Here is a 15,537-nt window from a genome sequence, read left to right as displayed (position 1 = left end):
ACGCCCGGGTGCCGTGACCGGCGGCGGCGCTCAGCCCTGCGCCTCGGCCAGGAAGGCGAGGGCGGTCGCCGCGAACAGCGGCGACGTGAAGAGGTTGTAGTGGGTGCAGCCGGGCAGGATGGCCAGCGCGTGCCCACCCTTCGGGCGGCCCTCGCCCATCCAGCCTCCGTCCCGCAGGCCACCGTCGAGCAGGGCGAAGACCTCGACGAAGTGGCTGGGCGGAGCCATGTCGGCGTCGCCGGCCACGATCAGGGTGGGCACCTGGAGGCCACGGATCTCCTCGGTGAGGTCGAAGTCCTCGGCCATCGCCGCGCCGATCTTGTCGAGCAGGCGGGGGAAGTCCTCCGGACGCGGCGCGACCCGCTGGTAGAGCTCGTACATCGGGGTGTCCTTCATGAACTCGACGGCCGCCGCGCTCACCTGGCCCTGCTGCGCCCGGATCTCCGGATACACCGCGTCGGACCGGGCGTAGGCAGAGGCCGCCACCACCCGGCCGACCTTGCCGGGGTACCGTGCCGCGAGGCGCAGCGCCACGCCGCCGCCGAGCGAGTATCCGACGACCGCCGGCTGGTCCAGCCCGAGGTGGTCGATCAGCGCCGCGATGTCGTCGGCCATGAGGGCCGAGTCCAGTGGGCGGTCGATGTCGGCGGTCCGGCCGTGCCCCTGGAAGTCGACGGCGATGACCTGGTGCCGTGCCGCCAGCTCGGGCAGGACCGGGCCGAACATCTCGCCTGAACCGAGCCCGCCGTGCAGCAGGATCAGCGGGCTGTCCGAGCCGTGCGTCTCGTAGTACAGGTGGAGACCGTTGACCTCCGCGTACCGGCCGGTGCCCTGCGTGTCGCCGCTGGACTGCGTCATGATGCTGCTCCTGTCCGTGTCGTTCGTTCCTGTCGTGCGGTCAGACCCGTGGTCCGCCGGAAACTCATCGGCCCGGCCGGACGAATTTCGCGCGAGTTCTCGGCGGCTCCGTCGTCCGGCGGCTCCGGCGCCGCGACCCGGTACGACGGCACCGGCCGGCGTGCACCGCGCGCCCCGGTACGACGGCACCGGGCCGCATTTGCCCGCTCGGGTACGTTGAACCGGTGGGCGATGCGACGACCGGGATCGGCGAGCTGACCGACCTGCGCCTGGAGGCGTTCCGGGCCGAGCTTACCGGCTACTGCTACCGGATGCTCGGCTCGGCGTTCGAGGCCGAGGACGCCGTGCAGGAGACGATGATCCGGGCCTGGCGGGGCTTCGACCGGTTCGAGGGCCGGGCGGCACTGCGCTCGTGGTTGTACCGGATCGCCACGAATGTCTGCCTCACCATGCTGGGCAGCGCCCAGCGGCGGGCCCGCCCGATGGATCTCGGCCCGCCCGGCACCCCTGGATCCGGGCCGGGGGAGCCGCTGCCGGCCGAGGTGTGGGTCGGCCCGGTCCCGGACTCGCGGGTCACCGCCGGCGACCCGGCCGAGGTGGCCGTCGCCCGGGAGTCGGTCCGGCTCGCGTTCGTCGCGGCGCTCCAGCACCTGCCGGCGCGGCAGCGGGCGGTGCTGATCCTGCGCGAGGTGCTCGCCTGGTCGGCCGCCGAGGTGGCCGAGCTGCTCGACACCTCGGTCGCCTCCGTGAACAGCGCCCTCCAGCGGGCCCGCGCCGCGCTGGCCGAGGCCGACCTCGACGGCGACACGCTGCGCGCCACGGATCCGGCACAGGCCGACCTGCTGGAGCGCTACGTCCGGGCCTTCGAGGGGTACGACATGGCCGCGCTCACCTCGCTGCTGCACGAGGACGTCACGCTGAACATGCCGCCACTGCCGCTGTGGCTGCGCGGACAGGCCGACATCCGGGACTGGATGCTCGGCACCGGCTGCGGATGCCGGGGTTCCCGGCTGGTGCCCACGGTGGCGAACGGGATGCCCGCCTTCGGCCAGTACCGGACGACCGGGCCGTGGGCGCTCATCGTCCTCGACGTCTCAGCCGGCCGGATCCGGGGGATCACCAACTTCCTCGACGTGCAGCGGTTGTTCCCGCTCTTCGGCCTCCCGATGCGGTTCGAGGGCTGAGCGGCTCTCCGGGTCGCCCAGCTCGCCTGACTCGCTCTCCGGGTCGCCCAACTCGCCCGAGCCGTCTGTCGAGTCGCCCTCCAGCGGGATGACCGCCGTCAGGCCGGTGAGGGCGAGCAGCTGGCGCAGCCGGACGGGCGCGGCCCGCAGCCGGAGGTCGACGCCGAGCCGGCGCGCGGTCAACCGCAGCCGGGCGAGGGCGTCGACGGTCACCGCGCTCGGCGCGGCGATCCGGCTGACGTCGCAGACGACCACGCCACCCTGACGCGGATGCCGGGCCAGCAGGTCGACCAGCCGGGCGCAGAGTGCCGGGATGTCGGTCCGCCCGAGGGCGGGATCGATGACCAGGAGGGGCGGTGCCGGCTCGTGCTGCACGTCGACTCCCGTTCGGTTGTGGCCACTGATTGTGGGACTCGTCGACGCGCCGGAACTCATCGCCGCGGGACCGATGAGTTTCCGTACCCCGGCCGGTCTGACCCGGCGACCGATCCGAGCCAGGGGGACCGAGATGACTCTGCTTCGCACACAGCGCCTGACGGGCCGGGTGTACCGGCCGGGCGACGAGGGTTTCGACGAGCGTTGCCGGGCGCTGCACCCGGCGGTGTCGCACCGGCCGGTGGCCGTGGTCGAGGCGACCGGGGTGGCCGACGTCCGGGCCGCCGTCGACGCGGCGGCCGCCGGGGAGCTGCCGATCGCGGTCCAGGCCACCGGACACGGTACCCATCTGGGGCTCGACGGCGGCATCCTGCTGCGTACCGGCGGGATGGCCGGGGTGTCCGTCGACCCGTACCGGCGGACCGCCCGGGTCGGTCCCGGCACCCGATGGGGGCAGGTGCTCGCCGCCGCTGCCCGGTACGGCCTGGCGCCGCTCTCCGGTTCCTCGGCGACGGTCGGCGTCACCGGGTACACCCTGGGCGGCGGCATGGGCTGGCTCGGGCGCCGGTACGGCCTGGCCGCCGACAGCGTGTTACGGGCCGAGCTGGTACTCGCCGACGGCCGTTCCGTCACCGCCGACGCCGACCGCCACCCGGAGCTGTTCTGGGCGCTGCGCGGCGGCGGTGGCAACTTCGGCCTGGTCACGTCGTTGGAGTTCCGCCTCTATCCGGTGTCGTCGGTGTACGCCGGGTTCGCCTACTTCCCGGCGGCCGGCGCCGCCGGGTTCCTCGCCCGGTACCGCGACTGGGCCGCCGACGCGCCGGACGCGATGAGCACGGCGGTGGTGCTCTGCACGATGCCGGACACCGACGACGTCGCACCGGCGTTGCGTGGTCGCCGGGTGGTGCTGCTCAAGGCCGTGTACGCGGGGGAGGCCGACAGCGCCCGCCGGCTTCTCGGGCCGCTGTACGCGGCGGCGGGCCCCGTCCTGCACGACGAGATGCGCACCGTGGCGTACCCGGAGGTGCGGATGGGCGGCACCCCGGCCCGCTACCACGACTTTCTCCGGGACCTCTCCGATCCGGCGGTCGAGGTGCTGGCCGGCCTGCGGTCCACGGTGGAGGTGCGGCACTGGGGCGGTGCGATCGCGGCTCCCGGCGCCGATCCGGGACCGGCCGGCCAGCGTGCGGCGCCGTTCTCGGTTATCGTGGCCGAGGAGGTCCCGGGGTTGGCCGAGGCGCTGCGCCCGTGGACGGTCGGCGGGGCGTTCCTCAACTTCCTCGGCGACACCCGCCGCACGGCGACCGCGTACTCGGCCGCCGACCACCGGCGGCTGCGCCTGGTGAAGGCCGCGTACGATCCCGGGAACCTCTTCCGCGCCGGCACAACATCCCGCCGGCGCCGTCGTCGCAGGGTGGGCCCCGGTCGCCCGCCCACCGGGTGCCGTGGCAGTGCCCGTCGCCCGACCGTCGCCCGGCCCGGTGACGCCGCCGGTAGGGACGGCGGTCAGCACGGGCCGGGGCGGCGGCCCGATCCACGGCGACTCGGGCCAAGGCCGCACACTTACCCCAAAAACAGATCATTGTTGATATACACAGCTGTCGATGTAATACTGGAAGCGCTCCCAAGCTGATCTTCAGCGCCCCAGATCGGAGGAACTACTATGCGTCCACCCACGCCCGACCAGTCCGTCCGGCGATCCCGGTCGGCCGTCCGCCAGCCCCTGCGGGTACTCGCCCTGGTGGTCACCATGATGGTCGGCGTGCTGCCCTGGGCCGCACCGGCCCAGGCCCACGGCACCATCATCAACCCGCAGTCCCGGGCCTACCAGTGCTGGAAGGACTGGGGCAACAACCACATGAACCCGGCCATGCAGCAGCAGGACCCCATGTGTTACCAGGCGTTCCAGGCGAACCCTGACACCATGTGGAACTGGATGAGCGCGCTGCGGGACGGCCTCCGGGCGAACTTCCAGGGCTCGACCCCGGACGGGCAGCTGTGCAGCAACGCCCTCTCCCGGAACAACAGCCTGAACACCCCGGGGAACTGGAAGGCGACCAACGTCAGTCGCAACTTCACGGTCCAGCTGTACGACCAGGCCAGCCACGGTGCCGACTACTTCCGCGTCTACGTCAGCAAGAACGGGTTCAACCCCACCACCCAGCGACTCGGTTGGGGCAACCTCGACCTGGTGACGACGACCGGACGTTACGCGCCGGCGCAGAACATCTCGTTCAACGTCTCGACCAACGGGTACACCGGACGCCACATCGTGTTCGTCATCTGGCAGGCCTCGCACCTCGACCAGGCGTACATGTGGTGCAGCGACGTGAACTTCGTCTGATCGACGGCTGATCCGTCCGGTCGAACGGCTTACCGACGGCCGATCCGGCCGGTCGGACGGCCGATCGACGGTCACCGCACCACTCCGGCCCAGGACGTCCGCGTCCTGGGCCGGAGCCCGTATCCGAGCCTCAGGCCGGGGCGGTCCGCCAGTTGTAGGGCGCGTCCGGGAACGACCCGTGGCCGAAGAGCACCCGGGAGGCGGCGGCCCGCCCCGGCGCCGCCCGCAGCAGGGCGAAGCCGGCCTCGGCGAGGGCCGGCGACCGTACCCCGGACAGCGCGTGCCGCAGCAGCAGCCGGACCCGGAACCGCGCCCGGAGTGCCGCTCCGTCGTAGTGCCGCAGCACCGACGCGTCCCCGCCGCGCAGATAGTCACCGGTCACCGCGGCAGCCAGTTCCGACATCCGCAGGCACGGGTCGAGACCGCCGGCGGTCAGCGGCGACACCGCACCCGCGGCATCCCCGACGAGCAGCCCGGCCGGGCAGGCGATCCGGCGCAGCACCCCACCGACCGGGATCGGCCCGCCGCGCCGACCCACCGGGCCGGTCGGCACCGGCAACTGGCCGAAACCCTGACCGAAGGTACGCAGCAGCCGGGGCAGCGGTCCGGCCAGCCGGTCCGGCTGCCCGGCCAGCCCGACGTGCGCGTGCCGCCCGTCGTCGACCACCCAGCCGAGGTAGCCGGGGGCGAGCCGGGGATCGACCACGCAGTGGAACGTCGGCGGCCCGGCGGCGCCGGCCACCGGGTACACCTCCTCGACGCCGACGATGACCCGCCGGTTGACGTCGAGCCCGAGCCGGCGGGCGACCGTCGACCGGGCGCCGTCGGCGCCGATGGTGAATCGGGCCGCGACCCCGGCCACCGGGTAGGAGACGCCGAGGCGTACCCGCGCACCGGCCCGCCTCGCCCCGGCCAGCGCATGGGCGTAGACGCCGGCCATGTCGGCGACCCGGAACTCGTCGCGTGAGCTGGTCAGCTCGACCGGCCGCCGCAGCGACGGCGGGTAGAGCAGCACCCGGCGGATCGCCGGCCCGAGATGCTCGGCCGGCAGCGCGAAGTCGTCCAGGGTACGGCGGACGAAGATGCCGGTGGTGCGGATGCCCGAGTCGAGGGCACGTCGACGGTCGACGACGAGTACGTCATGGCCCTGTTCGGCGAGCAGGCGTGCGCTGTGCAGACCGGCGAGGCCGGCGCCGACGACGAGTACGTCCACGGTCTCCATAGCCGCCGAAGGTAGCGCCGCCGGGGCTGGCCAACGGCCGTGCTCACCACACCTTCACGTAACTTCCCCAGCTCCTGCCCGGCCGGCTCCGGATCCTCCGCCGGCCTCGTCCGGGCCGGGAGACTATCGTTGCTCCGTGCCCGGCGCCCGACGACGGTCGCCCGACCGACCGCCCGGCCGGCTGGGCGGGAAGGGGGCCAGGTGTCACACGCCGAATCGGGCGAGGCGGTCGCCGACCGGGAAGAGCCGCGTGGCGATCCGGCCCGTCCGGTGACGATCTCCTACATCGCGGCGACGGCGGGGGTCTCGGTCCCGACGGTCTCGAAGGTGATCAACGGGCGTTCCGGCGTGGCCCCCGACACGCGTGCCAAGGTGGAGGCGTTGATCAGCCAGTTCGGATACCGCAGGCCGGCGCCCACCATCCGCAGCAACATGATGGAGCTGGTCTTCGACCAGCTGGAGCACATGTGGGGCATCGAGATCATCCGTGGCGTGGAACGGGTGGCTCGGCAGAACCGGGTCGGCGTGGTACTCACCGAGTTCGGGCCGGAGCACAACGCGATCCACTACTGGATCGACGACACCCTGGCACGCCGCCCGGACTGCATCGTGTCGGTGGCCCAGCTCTCGTCCGAGCAGCGGGACCTGCTCCGGGCCCGGGGGATTCCGTTCGTGGTCTTCGACCCCACGGTCGAGCTGCCCGACGGGGTTCCCTTCGTCGGAGCGACGAACTGGGCCGGCGGCCGGTCGGCCACCCGGCACCTGATCCGGCTCGGACACCGGCGCATCGCCATGGTCGCCGGTCCCGACCGGGTGCTCTGCTGCCGCGCCAGGCTGGACGGCTACCGCGCGGCGATGGAGGCGGCCGGCCTGCCGGTCGACGCGGATCTCGTCGCTCGTGCCGAGCTCACCACCTCGGACGGCCACGCGGCCGCCGTGCACCTGCTCGACCGCCCGGAACGTCCCTCGGCCGTCTTCGCCAGCAACGACCTTCAGGCGCTCGGGGTCTACCGGGCGGCACGGGCACTCAACCTGCGGGTCCCGGCCGACCTGAGCGTGGTCGGCTTCGACGACCTGCCCGTAGCCGCCCTGGTCGACCCGCCGCTGACCACGGTCCACCAGCCGCTCACCGAGATGGCCGTGGCCGCGACCGAGCTGGCCCTCGCGCTCGGCCGGGGAGAGACGACCGAGCGGACCGGCCTCGAACTGGCGACCACCCTGACCGTTCGGGCGAGCACGGCGGCGCCGGCGGGCTGAGCCACCGCCCGCCCGTCGAGCCGGGACGGGGCCGGCGGTCTGCTGGTGCGTCAGCGGTCCGCGGACGCCACCGTCTGCTGGCGGGCCAGTAGCCGCGACACGCCGTCCGCGGTCATCGGCCGGGCCAGGTGGTATCCCTGCCCGCAGGTGTAACCGAGTTCCCGGAGCACGGCGGCCTGCGCGGCGTTCTCGATCCCCTCGGCGACGGTGTCCAGGCGGAGGGCACGGGCGAGCTGGATCACCGCCCGGGCCACCGCCTGCCGGGCGTCGGCGGCGGCCGGCTGGCCGTCATCGATCTCGATGCCGTCGACGAAGGACTTGTCGAGCTTCACGATCGCGGCCGGGAAGGCGCGCAGCAGGCTCAGCGACGACTCGCCGGTGCCGAAGTCGTCCAGGGACAGCCGGATACCCATCCGGTCGAGTTCGTACAGTGCCCGGGAAACCTGCTGACCCCGAAGCACCGCAGACTCGGTCACCTCCAGCACGAGCCGCTCACAGGGCAGCCCGCTGTCGGCGAGCGCGGCGGCCACGTCGGACACGAAGTCGGGGTCGTGCAGCTGCCGCGCAGAGACGTTCAACCCCGCCTCCCGCAGCGCGTCCGGCCCGTACTCGGACGACCACGCCGCCGCCTGCCGGCACGTCTCGCGCAGCACGAACCGGCCCAGCGGCACGATCAGACCGGTCCGCTCGGCCGCCGGGATGAACTCGCCCGGACAGACCACACCACGGGTCGGGTGATGCCAGCGGACCAGCGCCTCGACCCCGACCAGCCGATTGTCGCGCAGCCGGAGGATCGGCTGGTAGACCACCCGCAGCTCGTCGTTGTCGAGGGCCCGCCGCAGCTCGCCGCCGAGCTGCATGTGCGCCAGCACGGGCTCGCCCATGCCGTCCGCGTACCGCACGAAGCTCGCCTTGCCGCGCTGCTTGGCGGTGTACATCGCGACGTCGGCGTCCCGCAGCACCGAGTCGACGGTCGCGCCGGGTTCGGCGGCGGCGATGCCGATGCTGGCCTGCACCAGCAGGCGGTGTTCGCTGATCGGGCGGTTGAGTGCGGACAGCAGGCGGCCGGCCAGCTCCTCGGGGTCGGCGTCGGCGCCGGTGAGCAACACCGCGAACTCGTCGCCGGCCACCCGCACCGGCAGGCCGTGCTCGCCGACCTCGGCCCGCAACAACCGCGCCACCGAGACGAGCAACCGGTCGCCGACACCGTGGCCGAGCAGGTCGTTGACGGTCTTGAAGTCGTCCAGGTCGACCAGGAGCACCGACGCCGGTGCCGTCGCGGCCAGCGCGGTCGCGAGCCGGTCCCGGAACAGTGCCCGGTTGGCCAACCCGGTGAGGGCGTCGTGGCTGACCTCGTACTGTAGGCGCTCCTCCTGGAGGCGCGTGTTCCGCAGCAGCCGGGCATTCTCCCGGAACGCGATGAACTGCCGGGCCCCGACCAGCGCGGTCACCACCACCGCGGCGACCAGGACGACCCGGACCGGCCAGCCCAGCGGCGCCCCGGCCGCGACCGCGACCAGCGGCACGTCCACCGCCAGCACGGCCAGGTAGGGCAGCAGCACGCCGCTGCGGGCCGGGGCACGACGAAGCCCCAGGTCGGCCCGCCACTGTGCCGCGACACCCAGCGTGGCCAGCACCGGGGTCAGCGGCATCACGACCGCCTGGGCGGCGATACCGGCGGCGTACCCGAACCGCACCGCGAGCACGGCCACGATCCCCGCGGTGACGCCACCGCTGGCCGCGACGAGCCGCAGCGCGACGCGGTCGACCGGGCCACCCAGGACGTACGAGACCTTCGTCGCGGCTCCCACCGCGACCAGGAACGCGAGCCCGACCAGTGCCATCGCCTGCCGGCTCCACGGCTCCTCGGCGGAGAACATCGGGGCCAGTCCGAGATACCACAGCACGGTCGCGCAGCCGAGGAACGCGATCGTGCGGTCGAGCACCATGCGCCACCACTCGACGCCGCCGGGCAGCACGACGGGCACCCGGGCCACCGCCCAGATGGCGGTGCCGAACCCGATCGCCACGCAGGCCGCGGCCGGCAACGGCATGCTGCGGGTACGCGCCTCGGCGGCGTGCGTCAGCATGTCCACCGCCAGCCAGCCGTACCCGATCGTGATCACGCCGGCCGCGCCGAGCAGGGCCCGCCAGAAGCGTCGGGCGACCGGGTTGAGGGCGCCGCCCCGGAGCATGTGCAGCACGGCGGCGGTGGCGAGCACACCGCCGGCGGGAACGAATACGTAGGCCAGCGCCTCGCTACCGGCGCCGACCGTCAGGTACGCGACGTACCAGGCGGTGCCGACGGCCGCGATTCCGGTACTGGCCAGCACATATCGTGGGGCAGCCCGGCAGTTCCCGGCAGCAGCGACATCGACCGCGGGTCCCGCCACCGACCGAAGCGCCTCTCGCGTCACGGCCCTGACAATAACCTGGCAATTGTGTACCGCATCTCACCCGAACGTTCGGAACTCGCCCGTGCGCGTACGGCACTCCGAGTCGGTCCGTTCCGGTAAGCGCGGAAAGCGTCGCCGAGGCATCGGCCGGTGCTTACCAGGCTCAAGAAAGACGGTGTCAGGAGAGCGCTCCTGGAAGCGGCTCGAATGATTCCAGCAGTTCCCGTGGAAAAGCGATGAACCGGTGTGGTCGAGCATCGCATGGCATGCGTCGACCCGTCGACCCGGCCCGGGGGCGCACGGTTTACGGCAACATAAAAGTCGTCCGGCTCCTACGATCCGATTCGCTGAGAGCCGGCTCGTCGACATCCGCTCGCACCCGTCCGACAGTCTCCACGGGTCGACTTCCGTACGGACGGACACGCTGTCCGACCCGCGGCCGAGGGAGAGCCGAGAACGGCACAGCGAAATTCGGCGGGCCGCTCGAAACGTGTTCGGTCCGGACGTTATCCACACACGTCGGCCAGGTCGTTCGCGAATGTGCAACAGGCGCAGGACGATGGGCTCCCGCCCATGAAACCGATCGACTGCGAGACCCAGGTCGAGCAGCAACCTCGCGAGCCCCGACCCGAGAAACGACTTCTTCGGTCTCGCCAGTTCGGCGGCAATCCCGGCCACAGCCGGTCGGCCACGGCGGTCGGGGTCACGGCGGTGCGCCGAACAGCGCGTCGGCCCGCGCGGTGCGTACGTAGAAGACCAGCCGACCGGCCCGCTGCCGGGCGACCAGGCCGGCTGCCGCGAGCCGGGAGAGGTGGGCCGAGACGCCGCTCGAGGCCAGTCCGGTGCGCCGGGCCAGCGATGTCGTCGTCGACGGAGTCGCCAACTCGGCCAGCAGGCTCGCCCTGGCCCGGCCGAGCACCAGGGCCAACTCGGGGGCGGGTTGGTCGGTGTGCCACATCGAACCCACGCCCCGGGCGGAATAACGCAGCACCGGCGCCCAGGGTTCGGACGCTTTGACGAAGACGTTGGGCCAGGCGAACAGCGACGGCACGAGCACCAGGCCACGCCCGCCGAGTTGGTAGTGCAGGTCCAGGTCGGGCCGGTCCACCGCCAGGACGCCGTCGGACCAGGAGACCGTGGGATCGAGTTCGGCGAACATCCTCTGCGGGCCGGAATCGGCCAGTCGTCGGGCCCGGAACATCACGTCGCCTCCAGGAGCCCGCGCATCCGCCCCCAGTACGGTGCCAGCGCGAGTTCCCAGTACGTCCGGATCTGCTCCACGATCGCCGGCAGGGCACGGCGCGGCGCGCGGCGCAACTCCGTCAGCGAGGCCGGCAGGCGGTCGCCGTACACCAGCGCGAGTTCTTCGCGGACGACCGTGGCCGGGGTCTGCCGTACCGCCGCGAACTCGGTTTCGGGCTCGGCGACGGGTGAGTGCGGTGCCGGGGCGAGGAAGCCAGGCAGCTTCCGTTCCGGGGTGACCGCCAGGTCGCGCAGTTGCCGCAGGTCGGGGGAGGCCAGCACTGCGGCCCGGCGCCGGCCCACCCAGGGCAGGTGCACGGCGTGCGCACCGGGATCGCGGAGCACCCGCAGGCTCGCGACGACCTCCCAGGCAGGGGAGACGGCGAATCCGATGCTCGCGAGATCGGCGACGGACAGCGACATCCGCAGCATCAGGCCGGCTCCACGAGGATTCATCGTAGTCCGAATCATTGGTGGCCGTCGGCGGCTGCCGTCGAAGGTTCGGGGCATGTCGATCCAGCACGCTCCCCGCGGGAAGTCCGAGGTCGGGGCGTTGCCCCGCGACTTCACCCGCTACCTGGTCGCGGCAGTGCCGGCGAAGTGGGGCTTCAACATCGCCAAGGTGGCCGTCCCGCTCGTCGCCATCACGTCGCTCGGCGCCGGTCCGGGCGCGGCCGGTGCGCTGGCCGCTGCCGGCACCGCTCCCTTCCTGCTGCTCGGACTGCCGGCGGGTGCGTGGCTCGACCGGGTCGCCCGTCGCCCGGTGATGATCGCCATGGATCTGGCCCGGTTCGCGCTGATCGGCTCGGTACCGGTCGCCGCCGCCCTCTCCGTGCTGACCATGACCCAGCTCTGGGTGGTGGTGTTCCTCAACGGAGTCGCCACCGTCTTCTTCGACGTCGCGATGCAGAGCCACCTGCCGGAGTTGGTCGGTGCGGGGGACGGCCGGCGTCTGGTGGCGGCCAACGGCCGGCTGGGCATCGTGGAACAGACGGCGTTGGTCGGCGCTCCCGCGCTGGCCGGTTGGCTGGTCGGCCTGTCGACAGCCTCGGCGGTGCTGGTCGGGACGGCGCTCGGCTACCTCTGGTCGGCCCTGTGGATCCGCCGGATCCAGCGGCCGGAAGCACGCATCCACAAGCGCCCGGATCCGCGCCTTCACCAGCGGCCGGAAGCACGCGTCCCTCGGCGGTCCGAGTCAGGCATCCGGTCTGCGGAGTCCCGGATGGAGCGGACGGACTCACGCCAGGTCGAGATCGGACGGCGCTCGCTGCCGGCCGAGGTGCGCGAGGGCCTGTCGTTCGTCCTGGTCAACCGGACCCTACGCGCGATCGCCGTCGCCGGGGCGCTGGTGAACTTCGCGATCGCGGGTACGGTCGCGATGCTGCCGCTCGTCCTGATCCAGCAGCTGCACTGGTCGGCGGAGCAGCTGGGGCTCTTCCTCGGCGCCGGCGGAATCGGCGGCCTGCTCGGAGCGCTCTACGGGGAGCGGCTGTCGAGGCTCCTCGGTGCCGGTCGTTCGGTACTCGTGATCGCACTGCTGATCGCCCCGGTCTCGCTGGTACTGCCGCTTGTCGGACAGGTCGTTCCCGGGCCGGTCGCCGCGTTCGCCTGGGCGCTGGTGATCTTCAAGGTCGGGTTCGACAGCGTGCTGCTGATGTCGTTTCGCCAGCACGTCACGCCGCCGTGGCTGCTGGGACGCGTCAACGGCACCCTGCGGGTGGTGTTCAGCGGTGCGCTCACCCTCGGCGGCGCGGCGGCGGCACTTGTCGGTGACGTCTCCGGTCCACGTGCCGCCACCTGGGTCGCCTGTGCCGCGCGCGCGCTGGTGTGGGTGCCGATCCAGCGATCCCCGATGCGCCGGCAGACCCTCGACGGGACATGAACCCGCCCGACAGCCCGCGTCGTGCGCGCATCCGCCCGCCCTCGGTGCCGAGACCCCCGCCGTGCGGGAACGGCCGGAACCGGATCCGTTTGCGCGGATCCCGTCAATCCCGCCGGGCTGCTCCCCGGGCAGCTTCCGGCACTGGTGTCCGGGGAGTAGGCTCCGCCCTGGTGTGCCGGGAAGTCTGGTCGGCGTTCTGTTCGTCGCCGACCAGGGGAGACCTCCGTGGCTGTTCCTGCCATTCGCACGACCGGGCTGACCAAACGCTACGGGACCGTCCGTGCGCTGGAAGCGCTGGATCTGGACGTTCCGGCCGGTGAGGTGTTCGGGTTCCTCGGGCCGAACGGCGCGGGTAAGTCCACCACGATCCGGCTGTTGCTGGGACTGGCCCGCCCGACGGCCGGACAGGCGTGGATTTTCGACGGCGATGCCGCCGACGTGGCGGTGGCACACCGGTCCATCGCGTACGTGCCGGCCGACGTGGCGCTGTGGCCGGACCTGACCGGTGCGGAGACGCTGGAACTGCTGGGCCGGACCGGCCCCGGGGTCGACCGGGCCTACCGGGACGAACTGGTGGACCGGTTCGCGCTGGACCTGTCGAAGCCGGGTCGGGCGTACTCGACCGGCAACCGGCAGAAGGTCGCCCTGGTCGCGGCCTTCGCCACCCGGGCGCCGCTGCTGGTCCTGGACGAGCCGACCAGCGGGCTGGACCCGTTGATGGAGCGCGAGTTCCAGACTGTGGTGGTCGAAGCCCGTCGGCGTGGGCAGACGGTGTTCCTGAGTTCCCACCAGCTCGCCGAGGTCGAAGCGGTGTGTGACCGGGTCGGGATCCTCCGCGCGGGCCGGCTGGTGGAGGTCGCCGGGATGCCGGAGCTGCGCCGGCTGCACCGCAGCCAGGTCGAGGTGATCTTCAATGGGTCGATGCCGGCGCTGGACGGCGTACCCGGGGTCGGGACGGTGGAGAACCTCACGCCCGCCCGGTTGCGTTTCACCCTCACCGGGCCGCCCGGGCCGGCGTTGCGGGCGATGGCAGCGGCGGACGTGACCGCGCTGCGGGTGCACGAGCCGACCCTGGAGGAGATCTTCCTCGACTACTACCCCGAGGTGCCCCGGTGACCGCCGTCGACGCCGTCCCGGGACGGATGCCGGTGGGCACCGACCGGGACCTCGGCGGACGCACGGTCACCCGGTTCGCCGTGCGGCAGATCCGACGTGGCGCGCTCGTCGTCGTCACGCTGCTGGCCGGGATGTCCGCCATGGTGGCGGCCACCTACACCAGCACCGTCGGCGACGCCCTGGACGCCGCCGCGCTGGCCGCCCTGGCGGAGAACCCGGCGATCCGTACCCTCTTCGGCAACCCCGTCGCCCTCGACGACCCGGGCGGGTTCACCGTCTGGCGTACCGGCACGGTGCTCGGGGTGCTCGCCGGGGTGTGGGGACTGCTCACCGTCACCCGGATCACCCGGGGCGAGGAGGACGCCGGCCGCTGGGAGCTGCTCGCCGCCGGCCGGGTTCCGGTGGCCTCGCTGGTGGCCCGGCACGTCGCCGTAGTGCTCGCCGTGCTGCTGGTCGCCGGGTTCGGCGCGGCCGGCGCCCTCGTCGCCGCCGGGACCGCACCCGTCGGGGCGCTGTTGCACGGCACCGGACTGGCACTCGTCGGGGTCTTCTCCGCCGCCGTCGCGGCGCTGGCCGCACAGGTGTTCGCCACCCGGCAGGCGGCGACCGGCGCCGCCGTCGCGCTGCTCGGCGCCGGGTTGCTGGCGAGAATGGTCGGCGACGGGGTACCCGCGCTCGGCTGGCTGCGCTGGCTGTCGCCGTTCGGGCTGGTCGCGCTCGTCCAGCCGTACGCGGCGAACCGCCTGCTGCCCCTGGTCGTACTGGCGGGCGCCGCCACGGCCCTGCTGGCGGCGAGCGTCGTGGCTGCCCGGCACCGTGACGTCCGTGGCGGCTGGCTCGGCACCCCGGCCGGTCGGCGGCCCCGGCTGTGGCTGCTCGGCTCGGTGCCCGGTTTCGCGCTCCGCCGCCTGGTCCGCCCACTGGCCGGCTGGCTGCTCGGCGTGGCCGCCTACTACCTGCTCATCGGGCTGCTCACGGTGTCGATGACGGAGTTCCTGGCCGACAACCCGCGGTTCGCCGAGCTTGCCGCGCAGGCCGGGTTCGGGGGCCTCGGGTCGGTCGACGGCTACCTGGCCGCGCTCTGCTCGCTCCTCGCCGTCCCGGTCGGGCTGTTCGCCGCGACCCGGATCGCCGGCAACGCCGCCGACGAGGCCGACCGGCGGCTCACCCTGCTATACGGCCAGCCCGTCACCCGGCTCCGGCTGCTCGCCGCCGAGGCCGCGGCCACGGCCGGCGGCACGGTGGTGCTCGCCGCCGGGGCCGGTCTGGCGGCCTGGACCGGCGCCGCCATGGTCGACGCGCCGCTGGGGATCGGCGTCGCGCTGGCCGGCTCGCTGAACGTGCTACCGGTCGGAATGCTCTGCCTGGGTGCGGCGGTACTCGCGCTCGGCTGGCTGCCCCGCGCGGTCGCGCTGGTCGGCGCCCTGCCCGCGGCCGGCGGGTTCCTGCTTCAGGTGACCGCCGAGAGTGTCGGAGCGCCGGCCTGGGTCGCCTGGATCTCCCCGTTCACCCACCTCGCCCCGGTCCCGGACCTGCCGCCGGACTGGCCGGCGACCGCCGTCATGCTGGGTGTCGCCGCCGGGCTGACGGCGGTGGGAGCGTTCGGTTACCAGCGCCGTGACCTGCTCGGCTGATTCCCGGTCGAGTCGGTGCGGTGCGCG

General features: G+C 73.1%; 13 protein-coding genes. 7 read left to right on the top strand and 6 right to left on the bottom strand.

Annotated elements, in window-relative coordinates:
- Positions 1-30: 30 nt before the first annotated feature.
- Positions 31-858, bottom strand: coding sequence for an alpha/beta hydrolase (locus O7626_RS18195; RefSeq protein WP_278062356.1), 828 nt, complete (start codon positions 856-858; stop codon positions 31-33).
- Positions 859-1,082: 224 nt separating this feature from the next.
- Here O7626_RS18195 and O7626_RS18190 point away from each other — a divergent pair, with 224 nt between their 5' ends.
- Positions 1,083-2,042, top strand: a complete 960-nt coding sequence (locus tag O7626_RS18190) for a sigma-70 family RNA polymerase sigma factor (RefSeq protein WP_278062355.1) — start codon at positions 1,083-1,085, stop codon at positions 2,040-2,042.
- Here the strand turns inward: O7626_RS18190 and O7626_RS18185 are convergent.
- On the bottom strand, positions 1,953-2,417 hold the full coding sequence (locus O7626_RS18185) for an STAS domain-containing protein (RefSeq protein ID WP_278062354.1): 465 nt from the start codon (positions 2,415-2,417) through the stop codon (positions 1,953-1,955). The two genes, O7626_RS18190 and O7626_RS18185, sit on opposite strands and share 90 nt — an antisense overlap.
- Positions 2,418-2,550: 133 nt before the next feature.
- On the opposite strand from O7626_RS18185, the gene O7626_RS18180 reads away from it, so the two are divergent.
- Complete coding sequence (locus O7626_RS18180; RefSeq protein ID WP_278062353.1) at positions 2,551-4,050, top strand: FAD-binding oxidoreductase; 1,500 nt, start codon at positions 2,551-2,553, stop codon at positions 4,048-4,050.
- Positions 4,051-4,080: 30 nt separating this feature from the next.
- The gene (locus O7626_RS18175; RefSeq protein WP_278062352.1) at positions 4,081-4,761 is read left to right on the top strand and encodes a lytic polysaccharide monooxygenase; all 681 of its coding nucleotides are present in this window, start codon (positions 4,081-4,083) and stop codon (positions 4,759-4,761) included.
- 130 nt (positions 4,762-4,891) lie between these two features.
- Here the strand turns inward: O7626_RS18175 and O7626_RS18170 are convergent, their stop codons facing one another.
- Entirely contained in the window at positions 4,892-5,983 is a 1,092-nt protein-coding gene (locus tag O7626_RS18170) for an NAD(P)/FAD-dependent oxidoreductase (protein WP_278062351.1), read from the bottom strand.
- A 201-nt stretch (positions 5,984-6,184) separates the two neighbouring features.
- On the opposite strand from O7626_RS18170, the gene O7626_RS18165 reads away from it, so the two are divergent.
- Positions 6,185-7,240, top strand: coding sequence for a substrate-binding domain-containing protein (locus tag O7626_RS18165; RefSeq protein ID WP_278062350.1), 1,056 nt, complete (start codon positions 6,185-6,187; stop codon positions 7,238-7,240).
- A gap of 50 nt (positions 7,241-7,290) precedes the next feature.
- On the opposite strand, the gene O7626_RS18160 is transcribed toward O7626_RS18165, so the two are convergent.
- The 3 genes from O7626_RS18160 to O7626_RS18150 form a co-directional block, all read right to left on the bottom strand.
- Positions 7,291-9,573: an EAL domain-containing protein gene (locus tag O7626_RS18160; protein ID WP_278062349.1), complete on the bottom strand. Its 2,283-nt coding sequence runs from the start codon at positions 9,571-9,573 to the stop codon at positions 7,291-7,293.
- Positions 9,574-10,339: 766 nt separating this feature from the next.
- A complete protein-coding gene (locus tag O7626_RS18155; RefSeq protein ID WP_278062348.1) occupies positions 10,340-10,837 on the bottom strand; it encodes a helix-turn-helix domain-containing protein in 498 nt (165 codons plus the stop codon).
- Positions 10,837-11,334 (bottom strand): hypothetical protein, encoded by a 498-nt coding sequence (locus O7626_RS18150; protein WP_278062347.1) that lies wholly within the window; start codon positions 11,332-11,334, stop codon positions 10,837-10,839. The genes O7626_RS18155 and O7626_RS18150 overlap by 1 nt, the downstream gene beginning before the upstream one ends.
- Before the next feature lie 52 nt (positions 11,335-11,386).
- On the opposite strand from O7626_RS18150, the gene O7626_RS18145 reads away from it, so the two are divergent.
- From O7626_RS18145 to O7626_RS18135, 3 genes are all read left to right on the top strand, one after another.
- A complete protein-coding gene (locus O7626_RS18145) occupies positions 11,387-12,760 on the top strand; it encodes an MFS transporter (protein ID WP_278062346.1) in 1,374 nt (457 codons plus the stop codon).
- A 225-nt stretch (positions 12,761-12,985) separates the two neighbouring features.
- The gene (locus O7626_RS18140; RefSeq protein ID WP_278062345.1) at positions 12,986-13,876 is read left to right on the top strand and encodes an ABC transporter ATP-binding protein; all 891 of its coding nucleotides are present in this window, start codon (positions 12,986-12,988) and stop codon (positions 13,874-13,876) included.
- On the top strand, positions 13,873-15,510 hold the full coding sequence (locus O7626_RS18135) for a hypothetical protein (protein WP_278062344.1): 1,638 nt from the start codon (positions 13,873-13,875) through the stop codon (positions 15,508-15,510). The genes O7626_RS18140 and O7626_RS18135 overlap by 4 nt, the downstream gene beginning before the upstream one ends.
- Positions 15,511-15,537 lie beyond the last annotated feature (27 nt).

This window comes from Micromonospora sp. WMMD1102 (assembly GCF_029626265.1).
Lineage (GTDB): Bacteria > Actinomycetota > Actinomycetes > Mycobacteriales > Micromonosporaceae > Plantactinospora.
Note: the sequence above shows the minus strand (reverse complement) of the source record. Positions and strands in the feature narration are given on the sequence as shown.

Excerpts from the sequence above, each read along its gene's own strand:
- O7626_RS18175 (WP_278062352.1), top strand. The coding sequence starts at position 4,081 with ATGCGTCCACCCACGCCCGACCAGTCCGTCCGGCGATCCCGGTCGGCC.
- O7626_RS18145 (WP_278062346.1), top strand. The coding sequence starts at position 11,387 with ATGTCGATCCAGCACGCTCCCCGCGGGAAGTCCGAGGTCGGGGCGTTG.
- O7626_RS18150 (WP_278062347.1), bottom strand. The coding sequence starts at position 11,334 with ATGAATCCTCGTGGAGCCGGCCTGATGCTGCGGATGTCGCTGTCCGTC.
- O7626_RS18180 (WP_278062353.1), top strand. The coding sequence starts at position 2,551 with ATGACTCTGCTTCGCACACAGCGCCTGACGGGCCGGGTGTACCGGCCG.
- O7626_RS18155 (WP_278062348.1), bottom strand. The coding sequence starts at position 10,837 with ATGTTCCGGGCCCGACGACTGGCCGATTCCGGCCCGCAGAGGATGTTC.
- O7626_RS18195 (WP_278062356.1), bottom strand. The coding sequence starts at position 858 with ATGACGCAGTCCAGCGGCGACACGCAGGGCACCGGCCGGTACGCGGAG.
- O7626_RS18170 (WP_278062351.1), bottom strand. The coding sequence starts at position 5,983 with ATGGAGACCGTGGACGTACTCGTCGTCGGCGCCGGCCTCGCCGGTCTG.